The 18162-nt window shown below is 33.4% G+C and carries 23 protein-coding genes; 8 read left to right on the forward strand and 15 right to left on the reverse strand.

What is annotated here, in order from left to right:
- Nucleotide 1: 1 nt before the first annotated feature.
- On the reverse strand, nt 2-934 hold the full coding sequence (gene mtnA, locus E7Z77_RS07175) for an S-methyl-5-thioribose-1-phosphate isomerase (RefSeq protein ID WP_292752078.1): 933 nt from the start codon (nt 932-934) through the stop codon (nt 2-4).
- Between the two features lie 249 nt (nt 935-1183).
- Entirely contained in the window at nt 1184-2104 is a 921-nt protein-coding gene (locus E7Z77_RS07180) for a manganese-dependent inorganic pyrophosphatase (RefSeq protein ID WP_292752081.1), read from the reverse strand.
- Between the two features lie 448 nt (nt 2105-2552).
- Here E7Z77_RS07180 and E7Z77_RS07185 point away from each other — a divergent pair, with 448 nt between their 5' ends.
- Nucleotides 2553-2753 (forward strand): STAS domain-containing protein, encoded by a 201-nt coding sequence (locus E7Z77_RS07185; protein ID WP_292752085.1) that lies wholly within the window; start codon nt 2553-2555, stop codon nt 2751-2753.
- Nucleotides 2754-2820: 67 nt separating this feature from the next.
- Here the strand turns inward: E7Z77_RS07185 and E7Z77_RS07190 are convergent, their stop codons facing one another.
- From E7Z77_RS07190 to E7Z77_RS07215, 6 genes are all read right to left on the reverse strand, one after another.
- Complete coding sequence (locus E7Z77_RS07190) at nt 2821-3687, reverse strand: radical SAM protein (RefSeq protein ID WP_292752088.1); 867 nt, start codon at nt 3685-3687, stop codon at nt 2821-2823.
- Between the two features lie 68 nt (nt 3688-3755).
- Nucleotides 3756-4316 carry a methanogenesis marker 17 protein gene (locus tag E7Z77_RS07195; RefSeq protein WP_292752092.1) on the reverse strand — a complete coding sequence of 187 codons (561 nt, stop codon included), beginning with the start codon at nt 4314-4316 and terminating at the stop codon, nt 3756-3758.
- A 21-nt stretch (nt 4317-4337) separates the two neighbouring features.
- The gene (locus E7Z77_RS07200) at nt 4338-5579 is read right to left on the reverse strand and encodes a methanogenesis marker 15 protein (protein WP_292752095.1); all 1242 of its coding nucleotides are present in this window, start codon (nt 5577-5579) and stop codon (nt 4338-4340) included.
- A gap of 4 nt (nt 5580-5583) precedes the next feature.
- Nucleotides 5584-6039: a methanogenesis marker 5 protein gene (locus tag E7Z77_RS07205; protein WP_292752097.1), complete on the reverse strand. Its 456-nt coding sequence runs from the start codon at nt 6037-6039 to the stop codon at nt 5584-5586.
- Nucleotides 6040-6047: 8 nt separating this feature from the next.
- Nucleotides 6048-6518, reverse strand: coding sequence for a methanogenesis marker 6 protein (locus tag E7Z77_RS07210; RefSeq protein WP_292752100.1), 471 nt, complete (start codon nt 6516-6518; stop codon nt 6048-6050).
- Entirely contained in the window at nt 6490-8037 is a 1548-nt protein-coding gene (locus tag E7Z77_RS07215) for a methanogenesis marker 3 protein (protein WP_292752103.1), read from the reverse strand. Before E7Z77_RS07215 ends, E7Z77_RS07210 begins: the two co-directional genes overlap by 29 nt.
- 124 nt (nt 8038-8161) lie before the next feature.
- On the opposite strand from E7Z77_RS07215, the gene E7Z77_RS07220 reads away from it, so the two are divergent.
- Complete coding sequence (locus E7Z77_RS07220; protein ID WP_292752106.1) at nt 8162-8899, forward strand: thermonuclease family protein; 738 nt, start codon at nt 8162-8164, stop codon at nt 8897-8899.
- A gap of 33 nt (nt 8900-8932) precedes the next feature.
- Here the strand turns inward: E7Z77_RS07220 and E7Z77_RS07225 are convergent, their stop codons facing one another.
- Genes E7Z77_RS07225 through E7Z77_RS07235 form a run of 3 tightly spaced genes read right to left on the reverse strand, consistent with a single transcriptional unit; the run spans nt 8933 to nt 11541 of the window.
- A complete protein-coding gene (locus E7Z77_RS07225) occupies nt 8933-9907 on the reverse strand; it encodes a methanogenesis marker 2 protein (RefSeq protein WP_292752109.1) in 975 nt (324 codons plus the stop codon).
- 15 nt (nt 9908-9922) lie between these two features.
- Nucleotides 9923-11038 carry a DUF2117 domain-containing protein gene (locus E7Z77_RS07230; RefSeq protein ID WP_292752113.1) on the reverse strand — a complete coding sequence of 372 codons (1116 nt, stop codon included), beginning with the start codon at nt 11036-11038 and terminating at the stop codon, nt 9923-9925.
- A complete protein-coding gene (locus E7Z77_RS07235) occupies nt 11035-11541 on the reverse strand; it encodes a type II toxin-antitoxin system VapC family toxin (RefSeq protein ID WP_292752116.1) in 507 nt (168 codons plus the stop codon). Before E7Z77_RS07235 ends, E7Z77_RS07230 begins: the two co-directional genes overlap by 4 nt.
- Nucleotides 11542-11790: 249 nt before the next feature.
- Here E7Z77_RS07235 and E7Z77_RS07240 point away from each other — a divergent pair, with 249 nt between their 5' ends.
- From E7Z77_RS07240 to E7Z77_RS07255, 4 genes are read left to right on the forward strand one after another with little or no spacing between them, the layout of a single operon-like run.
- Entirely contained in the window at nt 11791-12576 is a 786-nt protein-coding gene (locus E7Z77_RS07240) for a transcriptional regulator FilR1 domain-containing protein (RefSeq protein ID WP_292752118.1), read from the forward strand.
- A 1-nt stretch (nt 12577) separates the two neighbouring features.
- Nucleotides 12578-13369, forward strand: a complete 792-nt coding sequence (locus E7Z77_RS07245; RefSeq protein ID WP_292752121.1) for a transcriptional regulator FilR1 domain-containing protein — start codon at nt 12578-12580, stop codon at nt 13367-13369.
- A 14-nt stretch (nt 13370-13383) separates the two neighbouring features.
- Nucleotides 13384-13704, forward strand: coding sequence for a winged helix-turn-helix domain-containing protein (locus E7Z77_RS07250; RefSeq protein WP_292752125.1), 321 nt, complete (start codon nt 13384-13386; stop codon nt 13702-13704).
- Between the two features lie 13 nt (nt 13705-13717).
- On the forward strand, nt 13718-14224 hold the full coding sequence (locus E7Z77_RS07255; protein WP_292752128.1) for a MogA/MoaB family molybdenum cofactor biosynthesis protein: 507 nt from the start codon (nt 13718-13720) through the stop codon (nt 14222-14224).
- A gap of 36 nt (nt 14225-14260) precedes the next feature.
- Here the strand turns inward: E7Z77_RS07255 and pyrE are convergent, their stop codons facing one another.
- Together pyrE and E7Z77_RS07265 are read right to left on the reverse strand one after the other, a co-directional pair.
- Nucleotides 14261-14785, reverse strand: coding sequence for an orotate phosphoribosyltransferase (gene pyrE / locus E7Z77_RS07260; RefSeq protein ID WP_292752131.1), 525 nt, complete (start codon nt 14783-14785; stop codon nt 14261-14263).
- Nucleotides 14785-15015 carry a PRC-barrel domain-containing protein gene (locus E7Z77_RS07265; protein ID WP_292752133.1) on the reverse strand — a complete coding sequence of 77 codons (231 nt, stop codon included), beginning with the start codon at nt 15013-15015 and terminating at the stop codon, nt 14785-14787. The genes pyrE and E7Z77_RS07265 overlap by 1 nt, the downstream gene beginning before the upstream one ends.
- A gap of 128 nt (nt 15016-15143) precedes the next feature.
- Between E7Z77_RS07265 and xseA the strand changes: the two genes are divergently transcribed.
- Nucleotides 15144-16664, forward strand: coding sequence for an exodeoxyribonuclease VII large subunit (gene xseA / locus E7Z77_RS07270; RefSeq protein WP_292752136.1), 1521 nt, complete (start codon nt 15144-15146; stop codon nt 16662-16664).
- Nucleotides 16664-16882 carry an exodeoxyribonuclease VII small subunit gene (locus E7Z77_RS07275; RefSeq protein WP_292752139.1) on the forward strand — a complete coding sequence of 73 codons (219 nt, stop codon included), beginning with the start codon at nt 16664-16666 and terminating at the stop codon, nt 16880-16882. The genes xseA and E7Z77_RS07275 overlap by 1 nt, the downstream gene beginning before the upstream one ends.
- A 27-nt stretch (nt 16883-16909) precedes the next feature.
- Here the strand turns inward: E7Z77_RS07275 and E7Z77_RS07280 are convergent, their stop codons facing one another.
- Together E7Z77_RS07280 and npdG are read right to left on the reverse strand one after the other, a co-directional pair.
- Nucleotides 16910-17206 (reverse strand): putative quinol monooxygenase, encoded by a 297-nt coding sequence (locus tag E7Z77_RS07280; protein WP_292752142.1) that lies wholly within the window; start codon nt 17204-17206, stop codon nt 16910-16912.
- A 190-nt stretch (nt 17207-17396) separates the two neighbouring features.
- Entirely contained in the window at nt 17397-18080 is a 684-nt protein-coding gene (gene npdG, locus E7Z77_RS07285; protein WP_292752145.1) for an NADPH-dependent F420 reductase, read from the reverse strand.
- Between the last annotated feature and the right edge of the window lie 82 nt (nt 18081-18162).

Raw genomic sequence — 18162 nt, forward strand, 5'->3', positions numbered from 1 at the left:
ATTAAATAGGTTTAATAATTCCTTTTTCTGTTATGATACCTGTAACTAATTCACTTGGAGTTATATCAAAAGCAGGATTAATAACTTCAGTTCCTTCCGGACAGATTCTGGCTCCGCCATAATATCTTACCTCATCACCATCTCTTTCTTCGATTACAGTATCATAAATGGATATTTCATTATCAAAAGTGGAATAAGGTGCAGCAACATAGAATGGAATATCATGATGTTTGGCGGCTAAAGCAACCATAAATGAACCGACCTTATTTACAACACCACCTTTAGCAATCCTATCCGCTCCGATTACAACTTTATCAATGACGCCCTGTGACATAAGATATCCTGATGCAACATCCGGAATCAGTTTAACCGGAATATTCTCTTGTTGCATTTCCCAAACGCTTAAGCTAGCCCCTTGGCCTCTCGGACGGGTTTCATCACAGATAACATTAATATTTTTTCCTTGTTCGTGTGCTGCTCTAAATACTCCAAGAGCTGTTCCATAGTCGACACAGGCAAGAGCGCCCGCATTACAATGAGTCAAAATTGTGTCACCATCATCAATTACTTCAGCACCGTATTTTCCGATGGCTCTGTTGGTTGCCATGTCTTCCTCATACATTTTTAAAGCCTCGGACAAGGCATCATCTTCACTATTTAAGACCCTGTCAACAGCCCAAAACAGATTTACTGCAGTAGGCCTTGCTGCTTTAATTTCTTCTGCAGCTTTATCCAAATCTACACCTTGAATATCGGCCAGTGCCATACCAAAAGCGGCGGATACCCCGATAGCTGGAGCTCCACGCACAGTCATATTCTTAATTGCAGTAATTACATCCTGATAATTATCACAATAAACATAAGTCAATTCATCAGGAAGTTTTCTTTGATCAATAAGCTTTAATTTGTTATCTTCCCATTCAAGTGTTTTCATGTTAACACCATATAAAAAAAGTTTAAAAATATTGAAAGCATAATTAACGTTAGTTTCTAATTTATTTTATTGTATAAAAAATACAATTAAAGGTTTTATAATTATGCTTTCCCGTCTAATTTAATATCCAAAATGGATTGATTAGAGATGTATTAGAAATACATCTATTTTATATTTATACCCTAATCATTTATAAATCTTACTTAAAACCAATAAGAAAACATAATTATTTAGTAATACTAAAAATAATTATGCGTTTTCAGTCATAATAGGCACTACTTGTTTTTTACGTGAAACAACACCCTCAAGTAAAACAGTATTGTCCTCTAATTTAACTCCATATGCTTTTTCAACTAAGCTTGAGTCTTTTCCAAGTGCAATTACTTGTGAATTGCTGTTAACAATATCAGTTATTAAAAGCATGAACAAATCAAGGTCTTCCTCTTCTATAATTTTATTCATTCCCTCTTCCAAATCATCTTTTAATGCCATGACATCTGAAATGTCTGCAGTGTTGACTTGGTTTACAATTGATTTTACATCTTTAAAGTCAATCTGTTTAGCATCAAGGGATAAAATTTCATCAATTGAAAAGCTGCTTAAATCAGTTCCTGCCTTAAGCATTTCTAAACCGTATTCCTCATAGTCTATTTCTGCGAGTTCTGCAAGTTTTTCAACAGCGGCTTTGTCGTCTTCAGTGGTTGTTGGAGATTTTAAAAGCAAAGTATCTGAAATGATAGCTGATAACATTAATGTTGCTATCTCTTTAGTGATTTCAACATTGTTTTCTTCATATAATTTACATAAGATAGTTTCAGTACATCCTACCGGTTCAAATCTTAAAAATAATGGATAGGAAGTTTCTAAAGCTAATTTATGATGGTCGACAACTTTTAAAATATTAGCATTTTCCAAATTGTCCACAGATTCCGCTGGAGAGTTATGATCTACCAAAATAACATTTGCACCATCTTCAACACTTTCCAAAAGTTCCGGTGCATCCATATCCAAATATTCTAAAATGAATTCAGTCTCTTTATTTATATTTCCTAATCTGTAAGCTTTAGCATCAGCATTTCCCAATTCATTTTCCAAGTTAGTCATTACTAAACTGGAAGTAATTGAATCACTATCCGGACTTTTATGTCCAAAAACATAAGTTTCAACCATATTATCGTTTTCCTCTAAATTTTATATCAGTTAAAATTATCTTTTTCATCTCTATTTAATGTTGTGATGGAAGCAGATTTTAAAGCTAACTCCTAAATTCTTTAAGTTATTTCTCAAAAAATAATACTTTCTTTTTAATTTCCCGATTTTGGTAGTGACTGAAAGTGAGTCATATTGAGCTTGCCTATAATTACATGAGATAAGATGTCAAAGATTAATACAAATAATCATGATACTTTTTTATTATGAAATAAAGATATTTAACTATAACCCGATTTAAAATGCAACAGATTAAAATTTAAATTTGAAATCAAACATAATTATTAATAATACTAATAAAGAAAATAGGGATTGAAATGGAATTAATAAAAGAATATAATGAAAAAGAATTATAACTGTCACTGGAAAAATCGATACAACTACCGCACCAGATTTTGAAAATGAAATAATGGATGAAATAAACAACTTTGATTCATTAATTTTAAATTTAACAGATTTGGAATACATTTCCAGTGCAGGATTAAGGGTTTTAATTATTACAGAAAAAAAATTAAAAGCAGAGGGCATTCCTTTTGTCATTAAAGTCAATGACACTATAAAAGAGATTCTTGTAATGTCCGGTTTCGATAAACTCTTAAATATCGAGTAAAAATAAGAAAATGAGAATGAAACTTCGTTTACATTCTTATTCTATTAAAATAATAAAAAAAAATTATTTAGTAATGACTTTGTGGAGTCATTCCTAAATGATGATCTTCACTTTTTTTACCTGGTATTCCATATGCATCTGCCCTACATTGAGTGCATGCTCTGAATACTGGAATAATCTCTTCAACTTGTTCCCTGATACTTTCCATCATGGAACAGTCAGGTCTTTCAAGGTCTTTCATTTTTCCCAATGGGATTAAAGGTAAAACATTCATTAAAGCTGCTCCGCGTTTTTCAACTTCACGAGCAATATCAACAATGTGTTCATCATTTACTCCAGGAATCAGGACTGAATTAACTTTAACCACCAAATCATTAGCCGCTGCTTTTTCAACACCATCCAATTGATTTTTAATTAAAATTTCTACAGCTTCACGACCTTTGTAGACTTTTCCTTCGTATTTAATGAAAGAATAAATTTTTTCGGCAATTTCCGGATCGACTGCATTAATTGTAACTGTGACAGAGTTTACTCCAAGTTCTGCAAGCTTATCTGCATATTTTGGAAGTAAAAGACCATTTGTACTCATACATTTAATTAAATCAGGCTGTTCACTAGCTAACTTTTCGAAAAATTCAAATGTTTCCTCATTAGCTAAGGAATCACCCGGTCCAGCCACACCGACAACAGAAATAGGACCTTCTGCAGTAACGTCATTAATATGAGTGATTGCATCGTCAGGTTTCATAATGCAGCTTGTTACACCTGGCCTGTCCTCTTCATTGTTAATATCCCTTGTACAGAAGTTACAAAAGATATTACACTTTGGTGCAACTGGTACATGTGCTCTACCGACTTTATCATGCATTTTTTCATTAAAACATGGATGTGCTCTTGTAATATGTGCAAATCTTGAACCTTTATGTTCATTCATAATACTACCCCTCCTTAAAATATAACTCCTGTTATTTTGTATTGATACGAACAAATATATAAACCTTTCTATTTGCCATTATTTAGTTCATCAATATATTCATGAGCTTTTTCAATCCATGCATCCTTAATTAACTCATCAGTAGCTACAACAGTTACAATATCCTCAGTAGACAAGTCTTTAATAATTTTAAATCCTTCAGGCAAAATTCTGAAGATTGCATCATAAACACGCCTTTGTAAATTAGAATGAGGGTCATCGACAACTTCAGATTTTAAACTGGTGTAATCTCCTTTAATCTCAAGTTGATACCTGTTCGGTTGATAAATTTCATCCCTTGAAAATTGCCTCCATAACAATTTCAATATGTTAGGAAGATAATTCTCATTATCAATCAAAATTGTAGTTACATCATTTTCTTTATTATAAGTTAAATTGGCCACATCCTCAAACAAAATAGCATTGGAGGTTTTTCTCATTTTAATGGCCAATACGAAAACAGGGTCATCCGGGTTAACATAAGCTTTCAAATCATCAACAGCTGATCCCAAGACCAAGTCTTGGAAGATTTGTTTAATGATGATTTCATAAACTTCTGCGCCCCTCTCATCATAGCATTCAACTAACATCTAACCAACCCTTTAATATGTTTATTTATCATCATGTCTGTGTCCCATTCCGGATACTAATAGAGCTGCGCCCACAGCACCGATATGTTGAGAATATTCAGGAACAATGACTTCAATTCCACCTAAAGTTTCACTCACAGCTTCAACAAGACCGGAAATCAAACTTGTTCCACCTACTTGAATTAAAGGTTCACGGATATCAATTTCCTGCAATTGTTGTTCATAAACCTGTTCAGATACTGAATGACATGCCGCAGCTGCAACATCTGCCTTGGAACCTCCTGCTGCAAGTGTTGTAACAAGGTCCTGAATACCGAATACAATACAGTAAGAGTTTAGCATAGCTTTTCTCCAGTCACCCTGTACTGCAAGAGGACCTAATTCAGTGATGTCCACATCTAACCTACGGGAAGTCATATCCAAGAATCTTCCGGATGCTCCTGCACAGATACCACCCATGGTAAAGTTATCCGGAATACCATTGTTAACGGTAATTACCTTGTTATCCATACCTCCAATATCAAGCACTGTTGCTTCGCCTTTTTGACAATCGGCTAGATAAACTGCACCTTTTGCATTGACGGACAACTCTTCCTGAATGAGTTCAGCAGCAAATTCCTGACCCATTGTGAATCTGCCGTAACCGGTTGTTCCAATACCATCCACATCATCCCATCCATAATCAGTGTTGGAAAATGCTTCGGCAGCTGCTGTTTTAGCAGACTCAATGATGTCTTTGGTAGCAGTCCAACCTGTTCCAATCACCTGGTTATTTTCCATGAGAACCGCTTTTGTAGTTGTTGAACCGGAGTCTAAACCAAGAGTAAGGCCTTCTTGTTTTTCACGGGCAAGAATACTTCTACGAGTTACAGTAGTAGCCAATGCTTCCATACGAATAAACAATTCATCAGCTTTTGTTCTTTCAGTGAAAGAATAGGTAACTACTGGGATACGTGTATTATTCTGGATAAATCTCCTAACTTCATTTCTCACCAGTGCCGCTTCAGCACATCTGAAGCATGTTGCAATGAATACTGCATCAGGCTTGGACCTGCCTTCAACAATAGCCATAGCTCTTGCAATCATTAATTTCAAACTTGAACTTTGAGCTGAAAATCCAAATTTCTCATAAGATTCATCAATGTAATCTAAATCAATTTCAGGAAGAACAATTTCAGCACCAAACTTATTTGCTGCCTTTTCGATTTCTTTTTGAATTCCACTATATTCTGTTCCACATGAAACTAAAGCAATTTTAACCATATTATTATTCCTCCTCAACAGTTTCTTCAAGAGAATCTACAAACTCGTTAATTTGATTTACCATAACATAGGTTTCATCCTGATTGGTTGGGTATGTTAGTTCCAATACAGGAATTCCTTTGTTTCTGAGCAAGAATATTGATAATTCATTAGTTCTTGCACATCCGATACAACCGAAACCATATGGAGCACCATCAACAACAATAGCTGCTTCTGCTTCATCTATAAGAGGTCCGATAATTGCCATTCTTCCACGAACACCGGAAGGCACTTCAATTGCAGCATATTTAAGTCCTTTAATAGGATCTTCTTCAGTAATATTCATCGGTGGAGAATCAATCTCCGGGTCTTTGATTTTTTGCCTAATTTGTTTTTGTAAAACTAAAGGAGTATGACCTTTTCTTTCAAGTAAATCTGCTAATATTAATGAATTTGGAGGATAAAGAGCTATTTTAACCATATTTTCACCTATTCCTTATTTTCTAAACATTCATTCATGATTTTTTTAAATTCGTCAACATCAACCGGTTTTTTCTCTTCAATTTCCACTTCTTTAGGATTTTCTAAAGCTTCAGAAACAAAACCAAGTATTCTATATTCCTTTTCCATTTGATGGAAACCTTCTCTAGGACCAAACCTATGACCCCTACACCTTCTAGGATCACCTGGAGCGAATCCTCTTTCTTTTGTGAAAATGTGGTTCGGATCTAGTTTTCTTATCTTTTCAATAGCTTTGTAAACATGCTCACTTTTTCCACTAATCATAGAGCCATAACAAGTGTTCTTTATTGTGAGTGGTAAACCAAGCATATGAAACTCACTAACAATCTGCTGTTCACTTACATGGGCTCCCGGTCCGATGAAAATCATACGGGTAATTACATCCGGATCCCAATCTTCTGTACCTAAATCAGGACTCATGGTTAGATTCTGTGACATATACTACAACTCCTTCTTTTAATTTTTCAAGATAATCATAATCAGAAGTGATTTCTCCAATTATATTTGTCGCTTCAAAGGTTTCCGCTGTTGGTCCAAATTCAATATTGTCCTCAAATCTGATACCTATTAAACCAGCACTTTTTGAAGCCATGTTAGTAATACCGATTTGACCTCTAATAACTTTATCAACAGGGTTATTTTCAGGAACTAAACCTTTAGCTGCCTTTTTATCTCCTTCAAAAATAACAATGTGCATACCGGGTACTGAAAAGTGAACCTTAATCTGACCTACAGGATTTTCTAAAAGACCAGACAACAGTTTGAAGTACCTTACAGACCTTGGAGCATTATCCACAAATTTAATTGTACAAATCTCCTCTTTTTTAACAGCTTTGGTAATTACTCTTCCTTCTTTTAGGATATCAATCGTATGCTTAGGAATTTGTTCGACAACAATGGCGTCATCGTCAACCATTCCGTCTATCATATGTTCAACGCCGACTGCAGACAATAATTCAGTAGCTTCACTTTGAGTTTTATTCAATAGCATTAACCTTTGCTGTTCTGATTTTACAGTTATAAAATCATTTTCTTTAGCAATGTCAATAATTTCCATACCGTTTACAATCTTTCCAACAGTAGTATGATTTGGAGATAAAACTCTGTTTTCACGGTAAATGAAAAGCTTTCCTACACCCACACCATTGTTTCTGACAGTGATGGTTCCTCTATTTCTCTTGGTTGTGTGTTCTTTCGGTTTCTCAAGACCTGCCAAATCATAAAAACCAACAAAAGATTCACTGTCATATGATACTTTAATTCTGCCGTCTTTAATTAAAGAGAACAGATGTTCAACTCCCACTGGGGAATCATCATCAATATCAAATGATATGTATGTGTATAGTTCATTTCCTTCTCCCAAAACAATGCTTAAATCTGATACGGAATAACTATCAGTAGTTGTGCTTCTTTCAATAATAGGTTCAATGCCTAAAACTGAATCGTCATCAGTAAGATTCTCCAATGTTTTCCTACCCCCGATAACACGGGCAAAAATACCTTTATTATGCGGAGGAACACTATAAACATTAGTAGTATTCTCTTTAAGCATAATTAAATGAGTGGACTCATTACTAAAACTGGATAAACTTAAAACAACATCCCCCTCATAATACTTATGCTCATCATGGGTAGGTTCCAAATCAGTGACAATAGGACCGATAGCTACTTCAGTAGGAGTAGACCACCTTATATCCAAATCTACAAACTCTTCATATTGATTCTTCCATACATCAACAAGAGGTTGCGCATCTTCAGACTCATCTAATTCAATGATTATGGATCCCTTATTTGTTTTAATTTTATACTTGTTTATGTTTTTTTCAAGCTCTTTTTTACCTTTAATTAAACAAACAATACTACCAGGAGTATATGGTGCATTTGTCTCAACAATCACATCCTGAATTGTTGAACCATCCGCAACATCTATTTCTTCTCCATTGATTTTAATTAACATACAATCTCCTAATAAGAATTTTTAATATTATATATTTATTATTTTATTATATATTAAAATTATTTATTTAATTTTGAAAAGCTTTATTAACACATAATTATAACAATTATATTGGGGGTAAAAAATGACTATCACTAAAAAAAATATATTTTCATTACTAATCATTTTAATCATGTGCGTAGGAGCCATTTCTGCAGTTAGCGCATATACCGGAACCGGATTTTCACATAACATACCAAGTTCCAAGTACCATGATTTATCCGCTTCAGATATTCTAAGCAAATACCCTGACAGCGAATGCCATGTGGAAGAGACTGCAATATGTACCAGCGTTGTGGATGGGGATACCATTTATCTGGACAATGGTAAAAAAGTCCGTTTAGTTGGGGTCAATACTCCTGAAAGAGGCGTTGACGGATATATTACATCAAAGAATTTTGTTCAAAAATTATGCCTGAACAAAAAAGTCGGATTGGATATCGATGATTCCAAACACACCGACCGATATGGCAGGACACTGGCTGTCGTGATTGTTGATGGAAAGAATGTCAATGAAATGCTTTTAAAAGAAGGCCTTGCCGAAATCATGTATATGCCGCCAAGTGAATTTTATCCATACAACTGGGCAAATGACAACACACCCACCTCCAGTTATCAAAGTTCAGATACAAGCAGTTCGGCTACCTCTTCACACAGTTCATCCGACTCCGGAAGTTACGTTGGAAATTCAAATTCCGGAAAATTCCATTATGCATCCTGCGGCAGTGTTGGAAAAATGTCCGATAAAAATAAGGTGTTCTTTTCAAGCAGAGCGGATGCTATAAATCAAGGATATGTGCCATGTAAACGATGCAATCCCTAATAACTTAATTCATTAAAAAATAGGAAAAAAGAGTTACCTGAAAATAAAAACAGGGTTTACATCTTGATTAAATACTTCAGCCTGTTCATTTTTATAATTCAGGTAAAGTGAATTTGAATCTGTTACCTCACCAACAACCGCGGCTTCGATTGAATATCTTGAAAGGTATTCCTTAATGTAGTCACAGTATTCTTCAGATGCAGTGAATACAAAACCTGATCCCGGGTAAGACCTAAGCCAATCCACCCATTCAACGCTTTCATTTCTAGGAATATCCTCGAGGTTGACTACCGCACCTTTTCCGGAAGTTTCCAAAAGCATTTCCAAAGTTCCTAAAATCCCCGGGTTTGAGATATCCTTTCCGGATTTTATATAATCATGTTCGGCCAGGTACTGGACTGCAGTAATCTGGTCACGGACAATTTGTGCATCCTTATCGTAAGTAGTATCCCAATTAAGGCTAAACATTTCATGAGGCTTGCCGTCAAGGTCTATTGCAACAATCACCTTATCTCCGACTTCTGCACCGAAACTTGTTATAATCTTATCCTTTTGGGCAATTCCTACAATGGCCACTCCCAAAGAATCAACTTCACCATCAGGATGCAGGTGTCCTCCAACCATTGGAACGCCAAATTTTAAGCATCCGTCTTTAATTCCATTCAATAAATCTTCGTAAATGGCATCATTACTTATTGACATTATGTTAACCATTGCCAATGGTTTGCCTCCCATTGCGGCAATATCATTCACATTCACCAAAACTGAGCAATATCCTGCCCAATAAGGATTTACATTCATAATATCGCCCCAGATTCCATCAGCAGCAAGCAATAAAACCTGATTATTTCCTATGTCAATGGCTGAGGCATCATCACCAATGTCTATTACCACATCACCTGAAACATTATATGATTCTTTTAAAAGGGATATTACATTATCAATAGAACTTTTACGTGACACTCCTTTAAATTCTTGAATTTCCCGAACAAGATTTTCAAAATCCAAATTTTCACAACCTAGTTAAATTATATAGTTAATTTTGTATTTACAATTAATATTATTTATTATTTCAACAATTTTCTCTTTGACTTCCTCGATATCCTGATAATCACAGGATTCCTGTTTGTCATTGAAGATTATCTTTTTAATATCTTGGCCAACGATGTCATCAAAACCACTTTCAACCTCAAAGATGATTGAATCCTTAGCCTTAAATCCATCTTCGACAATCTTATCCAAATCCCCATCAGTTATTCCGATTATAGGTATATCAAATCTATAAAGAATATCAGAAGATATCAAAGTAGTATCATCACCAACAGTAACTACAAGGGAAGACAGCCTGTACTTATAAACATCCTCACCGGCGTGATCTAAAAATGAAACGATGAAATCTTCAGGCTTGTCGTTTGAAATTACTCGGGGAGTTACTTTAGCATGCCTTAAAAGCCCGGTCTTTATAATTGCACTGTCCAAATCAACTTCCCCCAGCTTTTCAAGGCCATGACTTTTAAGCTCGCCTCCGACAATATCGACAATATGATTATCCTTTGCAATCAGAGTGAGCTTATCCGAATTTGTTTTACCGATGACCACACTGTTGACCATTATGTTCTCTCCAGGACTTACTCCATGAACAATCCTTTGATTAACGCCTGCATCATCCTGTCTGATATGATTGTCATAAACATCATCAGGATATACTATGGCCAAACCTAATTTCTCTGATAATTCTTTGACAAGTTCCAAATCATTATTCCATGGAATAATGCTGCCGTCAGCCTCCCCTGGCCTTTCAATTTGAATTACCGGAACATTATTTTCACCAATCTTATCAACATAATGATTATAGACCTTATATCCAAAAACCTGTCCTGTCACATCGGATTTGCCATAATTAAGTAAGAAAATCACATCAACATTATCATCATAGAATATCTTTAAGGAATCGCTTGGAACCAACTTTTTTGTGATATCGATGATATTTTCCAAACCTGCATCTATTACTGCAGTTCTGCCCATTGTTCCGCCCAATCTTACCGAAACATCCCCATAATCCTTAATCAATTCTATTAATTTTAAAGCATAACCTGTATCTATAATGTTTGGGCCGTGGACTACAATACCTATCCTCATTTTTCCACCCTGATTCTTTTTTTATAAATTCTTGACCCGCAAATTTCACAATCGTCAAAAGGATAATCTTCACCATATTCCTTCTTGCATCCTTCACAAACCTTTTTCCAATTGTAAATCTCTTTAATTCCCTCAGTTATAATGCCTGAATATGGAATATCCATTATTTTTAAAGTGTTTTGAATAGTGTAATCATCACTAATCACTTTAACGTTCTTGCCTTCCTTTGAAAACATGTATGCTAAAGCAATCAATTTTGTATCGGGTTTTGACAATCTTAAAATATCACCGGAATCAGATATAATATCATTCACACAATTTATATACTCCGATTGTACATCTTGTATAATCAGCTTCCCCTCATCAATTGCCATGTCAAAAACCAGTCTTGATTCGAAATCCTTGATTTCGGCAGTGATTTCGGGAACTGTAAAATTATTGTTCGAAATAATTTTAAAGCCGTTGATAAAAGCAGATGCGTCCAATACATAAACAATTTCCATATGATTATTTTTAATCTTATAAACTAATAAATTTTAGTTATTTTATTTGAGTTGAAATCGGCCAATAATCTGGAATAAAGTTGGGATATTTATGGAATAATCCATAAAGGGAATTAGAATCAGTATTGGTTGAATTTGGGATATATCTGGAAAAATCTATTTAAATTTAGATGAAACAATCTGATATTATACAAAATTCATTTAATTCACAAAGATTTAAATGAATAAAAAAATGGAGGAAAGAAAAAAATGAATAGTCCTGGAAGCCTTAATAATGATATCAAATTTCTTGCAAAATCAGAGATTCGTCTAAAAATACTAAGTGAATTATACAACCACCCAAACAATGTACGGGGCATAGTCAATAAGACAAAAATCACTTACAGCTCCGTTTCAAGCAATATGGCTAAATTAGAGCAGAATAACCACATCAAAAAAATAAAAAACAAATACCATATCAATCCGATGACAGTTATTTACTTTAAAACCCTGATGGACTTTAAGAACAGCATCGAACTGATTAGTGCATACAACACATTCTGGGGAAAACATAACATAAAACAGTTAAACCTCGAATCAATAAAATCCATCACTGATTTAAAAGAATCCAAATTGATTGAAACAACTCCTCTCGACATATATAGAACCCATAATGTCATTAAAGAACAATTAATTAAATCCAATTCCATCAAAGCTATTTTTCCGTATTTGCACCCCGATTATCCTCAACTGATAGAAAATATTTTGAAAAATGACGGGAATGTGGAATTGATAATTCCAAAGGATATAAACAAGGCTTTGATGGCTCAAATCAATGAAAAAATAAGAAGAACTGCACTAAAGGAAAAAAGATTAAAAATCAATTCTGCAAAAGATGATTTAAAAATATATTTGACAATTTGTGATGAATCAATGAGTCTCGGATTGTTTAAAAACGACGGCAGCTTTGATCAAAACAGGATTGTGATTTCTGAAAATGAAAAGTCCAGAAACTGGGCATTGAATTTATTTGAAAGTATAAAGGAGGGGGCATAACATGACCAATTCAAAAACAAAAAACGAGTTGAGCAAAGAATTTAAGGATGTGAAATACATTTTAACCTCAGGCATGAGAACAAAATTATTATTGTCACTATATGAGTATCCAAAAAATTTAGAGGACCTACGAAATGAACTGATAAAACCTTCAGCAACAATACTGCACGGACTTAAAGAATTGGAAACAATAAATCTTGTTAAAAAAGTTCAAAAACACTACAACCTCACATCAAACGGGTATCTGCTAACCACAAATCTGATAAAGCTAATAGAAAACTGGAACTCAATAAATAAAAGTAAAAAATTTTGGAACAGCCACAATCTATCAGACATTCCTGAAGAAATGTTGAAGAACATTTATCTTTTAAAAGATGCCGAATATGTCAATTCAACAACAAGCAATCTGTCCAATGCATTTAACAACTACATCAAATTAATTTCAAATGCAAAACGCCTAAAGATACTTCTTCCGATTTATTCAGAAAATCACTTTGAACACCTGATTAAACAATTGAACGAAAATAAACTTGAACATCTCGAATTGATTGTGAGTAAGGATATATTAAATTCAATTGAAAAAAATGAATTGTTGGCAAACTCCCTATTAAAAAACGACAAAGTCCATATAACAACACTAGACATGAACCTGAAAATCTTTTTAACACTATCCGATGAATTCATGTCATTGACCCTATTTTTCAAGGACGGGCACTACGACGACTCCCAGATATTGATTGGAAAAGACAAAAACGCTTTAAAATGGGCATTTAATCTATTTTCGATCATTTGAGGGATGAGTTTGTTATGAAGACTAATAAAAAACATTTAGGAATATGGCAGATAAAAAATAAGGAATTAATTAATTTGATAATTGGAAGAAAAGGTGGGGAGACTACAACTAAAATTATTGACAAAATATTAATTAAACCTTACAATATTAACCAATTATCAAAAATGTTGAATTTAGACTATAAAACAATTACATACCACATTGAAATCATTTATGAGCTCAAATATGTGGAAAAAGAGGAGTTTAAAAATTCCACATTATATTATCCGAGCAATAAATTATTTAATTGCTTAGATGAATATAATTTAATAAAAGAATTTATTAAAAATGAATAAGTAGGTATGTAAAATGAAAAGTGAAACATCTACACAACATCAAAAAGAATCCTCGAAAGACATCACATGCGGAATAATCACATTAAGCGACAGCAGAAAATCAAAAAAACTGGATTTGTCCGGCCAATTTATGGCTGAAGAAATTGAAGCAAGATATACATTAAAATCAAGAGACCTAATCCCTGATGAAAGGGATGAACTGATAAAATCAATAGAGAACATGATTTCATTAAATATCGATGTTATTCTAACAACAGGGGGAACCGGACTGGATCCTCGAGACATAACTGTTGAAACTGTTGAATCACTTTTCGAAAAAAAATTAGACGGCTTTGGAGAAATGTTTAGGGCAAAATCTTATGAGGAAATCGGTGCGGCAGCATTACTTTCAAGAGCTACAGCCGGAATCTACAAAAAAACAGTGATATTTTCCATGCCTGGCTCACCTAATGCTGTTAAAACCGCATTCAGCATAATAATTGATGAACTACCTCACTTTGTCCACCATGTGAAAAAATGATGAAATTGATTTTCATCATCTTTTTCTTTTTTTAATTTAGAAAAATTCATCAACAGAAATGAGGGGCTCTAATTTTATTCCGTTTTTTTTGAATTCTTCAATGGCACCCTCTTGGCGGTCAACAACAACAAAAGCCCTTTTTACATTACCGCCATTATCCTGAATGGCCTTAATGGCCTTTAAAAGAGACCCACCGGTTGTTGACACATCTTCAACAACAATAACATTGTCCCCTTCTAAAAGTTCACCTTCAATCAATTTAGAAGTACCATAACCCTTCTTTTCTTTCCTAATCATTAATAAAGGCAATTTTGATTCAAGTGAAACAGCAGTGGCTATTGGAACAGCACCTAAAGCAGGCCCTGCAACTTTATCAATGTCCTCTCCACTAATTTTTTCTGTGATTAATTTTGAAATTGTGGATAAAATTTCAGGCTCCGTAATTGCTTTTTTCATGTTGATATAATAATTGCTTTTCTTTCCGGAGGATAAAGTAAAGTCCCCTTCAAGAAAAACCCCATTTTCCTTTAATAAATCAATTAAAAACTCTTTTGTAGTCATTAGATATCATCTTCACCTTTAAGTAAAATTTTATCCCCGATGGCTTTTACAAGTTCCATCGGAACGATATTTTCACTGGATTTAATCTGTTCGGAAAATCCTGATTTTTTGATTACAATATCAGTTACTTCAAAAGTATCCTTGTCAAAGATAGCGTCTGCAACTTTTCCTACGATTTGGATTTCAGCATCAAGAACTTCTTTACCAATTAATTCATCTTTTATTCTCATAAAAAACACCTATTTCTTATATTGTATTTTCAATTTAAAATATATTTCTCATTTACTTGTATAATCAATATAACAAATTGTATTAAATATAACCAATATAATAACAATATTGATTTAATGGTGAAGATATGGAAGACGAATTTTTAACCGTCCGCCAGTTAAATTCTCAAATTGATAGGATATTAAAAAGAAACCCTACTTTGAGAAATGTTAAAGTGCGTGGCGAAATTTCAAATTTTAAGACTGTCAGAGGAAACAGTTATTTTACCTTGAAAGATGAGGATTCCCAAATTAAAGTTACACTATATTACAATTACCAAAAATTCGTCGAATTTAAACCAGAAGATGGGATGACTGTAATTATCAAAGGTAGCATCGCTGGATATGTTAAAAATGGAGAATATAGATTATATGCTCATAGAATGACCGAAGACGGTATTGGAGATTTGAATAGAAAATTCGAACAACTTAAGTTAAAACTTAAAAATGAAGGATTGTTCGATGAAAGCCACAAAAAAGAAATACCAAAGTTTCCTAAAAAAATTGGAGTGATAACTTCACAAACCGGTGCCGTCATAAGAGATATAATAACCACAATTAACAGACGGTATCCTCTATGCGAAATACTAGTTTTTTCAACATTGGTTCAAGGTGACAATGCCGCTCCTCAAATTGTACAAAAAATTAAATATGCACAAAATTTTAATCTGGATACTTTGATTGTTGGAAGAGGTGGTGGAAGCATTGAAGATTTGTGGGCATTCAATGAAGAGATTGTTGCTCGTGAAATTTACGCATGTGAAACTCCAGTCATCAGTGCGGTAGGCCATGAAATCGATTTCACAATAACTGATTTTGTAGCTGATAAACGAGCCGCCACACCAACTGCTGCGGCAGAAATTGCAGTACCTGATAAAAAAGAAATCGAATACAAAATTAATCAACTTTCAAATAGAATTAATAAACAAATCATCAATCAATTAAATCAAAATAAGACAAGACTGAATCATATTTCTCGAAAGCAGATTATACAGAATCCTGAATCAATATATCAAATTAAAAATATGACCTTAGACAATTTAATTAGTAAAATTGATTTCATTTCTAAAAACATTTTAACAGAAAATAAAGCTAAACTAATTACATTGGAAAATTCTCCAGTTTTTAAAAGACCAAAATCAATTTATGAAACTGAAGAAATGAAACTAAACAAGCTAATGAACAAACTGCAATACACATCAAAAAACATAGTATCACAAAACAAAAACAAACTAAACAGACTGGAAAATAGCCCAATACTCAAAAATCCAAAAAATTTATATCAAAATAAAGAAATGAAACTAGATAACCTAATAAACAAACTGCAATACACATCAAAAAACATAGTATCACAAAACAAAAACAAACTATTCATATTAGAAAGCAACCCAATACTCAAAAATCCTGAAAAGATAACTCAACCTAAAAAAGAATCATATTTAAGAAATATTGAAAAATTAGAAATCCTAAACCCTCTTTTAACATTAAAAAGAGGTTATGCAATAGCGAAATCTAGTGACAAAGTAATATCTTCTTCAAAAGATGTTAAAACCGGAGATGAGCTTGATATTGAATTTAATGATGGAACAATAAATACAAAGGTGATATAATGGAAAATTTAAGTTTTGAAGAAAGTTTAGAAAAATTAGAAGAAATCGTGAACAAATTAGAAAATGGAAATGTGCCTTTAGATGATGCAATCGAAGAATTTAACAATGCAATGAAATTAGTAAAAGTATGTAATGACAAATTAAATCATGCGGAAGAAGCCATTGCAAAAATAGTTCAGGATAATGGAGATATAGTGGACTTTAATATTAATGAATAAATGTTAAAAAAAGAGAAAAAAAGAAAATTAAAGACTAATGGCATCAGCATCGAAAACATCAATGATGAGATCTGTTTCCACTAAATCTTGAATATTTTCACCAAATCTGATGAAATGATCTGTTTGCAAATGTGAACCCAAGATTTCTTTAGATTCCCATTGTTCTACAAATAACAATGTGCCATCTGCAGTGTTTGAATATAAATTATAATCTACATTCCCATCTTCTTTTTTAGTGTTTTCAATTAAATCTTGTGCAAATTCTACAATTTTTGCACATGCATCTTCATCTTTAGGAATTGCTTTTGCTAAAACTAAAATCATTTAAATCACCTTCAAGGTCTATACTGAATGGAGAAATAGAGTTAAATATTAGAAAATTATGACCACTAACATAATTTCCGTAATATTTAACTAATGTTGAAATTAAATATCCTTGAGGTATGCCAAGGATATCTAAAAATACAACAATTTATTAATAGAGCAGTATAAAATCGTTACTCAACATTCAACATTATTTCTCAAATTGTGGAATTCCAGTAATACGGAGTCCTCCATAATGGGATCTATACTTGATGTTTAATCCGATTAACAATGGAGTGATTTTTTCAATTATTCTTGATTTTTCTAATATTCCGCAGTCGATCGCTTGAATACCTGGAAGTTTATTTATGAGTTCAATCGCTATTTCTTTAGCTTCCTTATCATCACCTGCAATTAAACAATCACAGTCTATTTCATTTGGAATATTAGACAAGTGGGAATTACTAATATTACAGAATGCACATATAACTTTTGCGCCAGTTCCATCAAGGATTTTAGCAGTCCTTTCTGCAGCAGATCCTTCCATTAAATCAATGAAACGGAAAGGTTTTCCGCCGATAGCTGTTTCAAGAGGAACAGTTGCATCAAGAACAATTTTATCAGTACAAAATTCTTTAATTCCTTCAAGTGTAGGTTTTTGAGCTGCAAGAGGCACGGTGAGAATTAAGATATCTCCTGCTTTTGCCGCATCTTCATTAGCCATACCTACAATATTCAAATCATAATCTTTAAGTTCTTCAATTGTTTCTTCAACGATACTTAAAGCTTTTTCTTCTTTACGGGATCCAACAATTACTTCAACACCTTCAATTGCAAATCTCTTTGCAATTCCAAGTCCTTGTGGACCGGTTCCGCCAATAACTGCAACTTTCATTAATATCACCTTAAAAAAAGAGAAAAAATATGTAATGATTGGAATCATTACATAAAACGTGTTTAGTCGAGATCTAACATTA

The sequence above is a fragment of the Methanobrevibacter sp. genome, assembly GCF_015062985.1.
Taxonomy (GTDB): domain Archaea; phylum Methanobacteriota; class Methanobacteria; order Methanobacteriales; family Methanobacteriaceae; genus Methanocatella.

What these genes read in the sequence shown, in the direction of transcription:
- mtnA (WP_292752078.1), bottom strand. Translation starts at nt 934, where the DNA reads ATGAAAACACTTGAATGGGAAGATAACAAATTAAAGCTTATTGATCAA.
- E7Z77_RS07180 (WP_292752081.1), bottom strand. Translation starts at nt 2,104, where the DNA reads ATGGTTGAAACTTATGTTTTTGGACATAAAAGTCCGGATAGTGATTCA.
- E7Z77_RS07185 (WP_292752085.1), top strand. Translation starts at nt 2,553, where the DNA reads ATGGATGAAATAAACAACTTTGATTCATTAATTTTAAATTTAACAGAT.
- E7Z77_RS07190 (WP_292752088.1), bottom strand. Translation starts at nt 3,687, where the DNA reads ATGAATGAACATAAAGGTTCAAGATTTGCACATATTACAAGAGCACAT.
- E7Z77_RS07195 (WP_292752092.1), bottom strand. Translation starts at nt 4,316, where the DNA reads ATGTTAGTTGAATGCTATGATGAGAGGGGCGCAGAAGTTTATGAAATC.
- E7Z77_RS07200 (WP_292752095.1), bottom strand. Translation starts at nt 5,579, where the DNA reads ATGGTTAAAATTGCTTTAGTTTCATGTGGAACAGAATATAGTGGAATT.
- E7Z77_RS07205 (WP_292752097.1), bottom strand. Translation starts at nt 6,039, where the DNA reads ATGGTTAAAATAGCTCTTTATCCTCCAAATTCATTAATATTAGCAGAT.
- E7Z77_RS07210 (WP_292752100.1), bottom strand. Translation starts at nt 6,518, where the DNA reads ATGTCACAGAATCTAACCATGAGTCCTGATTTAGGTACAGAAGATTGG.
- E7Z77_RS07215 (WP_292752103.1), bottom strand. Translation starts at nt 8,037, where the DNA reads ATGTTAATTAAAATCAATGGAGAAGAAATAGATGTTGCGGATGGTTCA.
- E7Z77_RS07220 (WP_292752106.1), top strand. Translation starts at nt 8,162, where the DNA reads ATGACTATCACTAAAAAAAATATATTTTCATTACTAATCATTTTAATC.
- E7Z77_RS07230 (WP_292752113.1), bottom strand. Translation starts at nt 11,038, where the DNA reads ATGAGGATAGGTATTGTAGTCCACGGCCCAAACATTATAGATACAGGT.
- E7Z77_RS07235 (WP_292752116.1), bottom strand. Translation starts at nt 11,541, where the DNA reads ATGGAAATTGTTTATGTATTGGACGCATCTGCTTTTATCAACGGCTTT.
- E7Z77_RS07240 (WP_292752118.1), top strand. Translation starts at nt 11,791, where the DNA reads ATGAATAGTCCTGGAAGCCTTAATAATGATATCAAATTTCTTGCAAAA.
- E7Z77_RS07245 (WP_292752121.1), top strand. Translation starts at nt 12,578, where the DNA reads ATGACCAATTCAAAAACAAAAAACGAGTTGAGCAAAGAATTTAAGGAT.
- E7Z77_RS07250 (WP_292752125.1), top strand. Translation starts at nt 13,384, where the DNA reads ATGAAGACTAATAAAAAACATTTAGGAATATGGCAGATAAAAAATAAG.
- E7Z77_RS07255 (WP_292752128.1), top strand. Translation starts at nt 13,718, where the DNA reads ATGAAAAGTGAAACATCTACACAACATCAAAAAGAATCCTCGAAAGAC.
- pyrE (WP_292752131.1), bottom strand. Translation starts at nt 14,785, where the DNA reads ATGACTACAAAAGAGTTTTTAATTGATTTATTAAAGGAAAATGGGGTT.
- E7Z77_RS07265 (WP_292752133.1), bottom strand. Translation starts at nt 15,015, where the DNA reads ATGAGAATAAAAGATGAATTAATTGGTAAAGAAGTTCTTGATGCTGAA.
- xseA (WP_292752136.1), top strand. Translation starts at nt 15,144, where the DNA reads ATGGAAGACGAATTTTTAACCGTCCGCCAGTTAAATTCTCAAATTGAT.
- E7Z77_RS07275 (WP_292752139.1), top strand. Translation starts at nt 16,664, where the DNA reads ATGGAAAATTTAAGTTTTGAAGAAAGTTTAGAAAAATTAGAAGAAATC.
- E7Z77_RS07280 (WP_292752142.1), bottom strand. Translation starts at nt 17,206, where the DNA reads ATGATTTTAGTTTTAGCAAAAGCAATTCCTAAAGATGAAGATGCATGT.
- npdG (WP_292752145.1), bottom strand. Translation starts at nt 18,080, where the DNA reads ATGAAAGTTGCAGTTATTGGCGGAACCGGTCCACAAGGACTTGGAATT.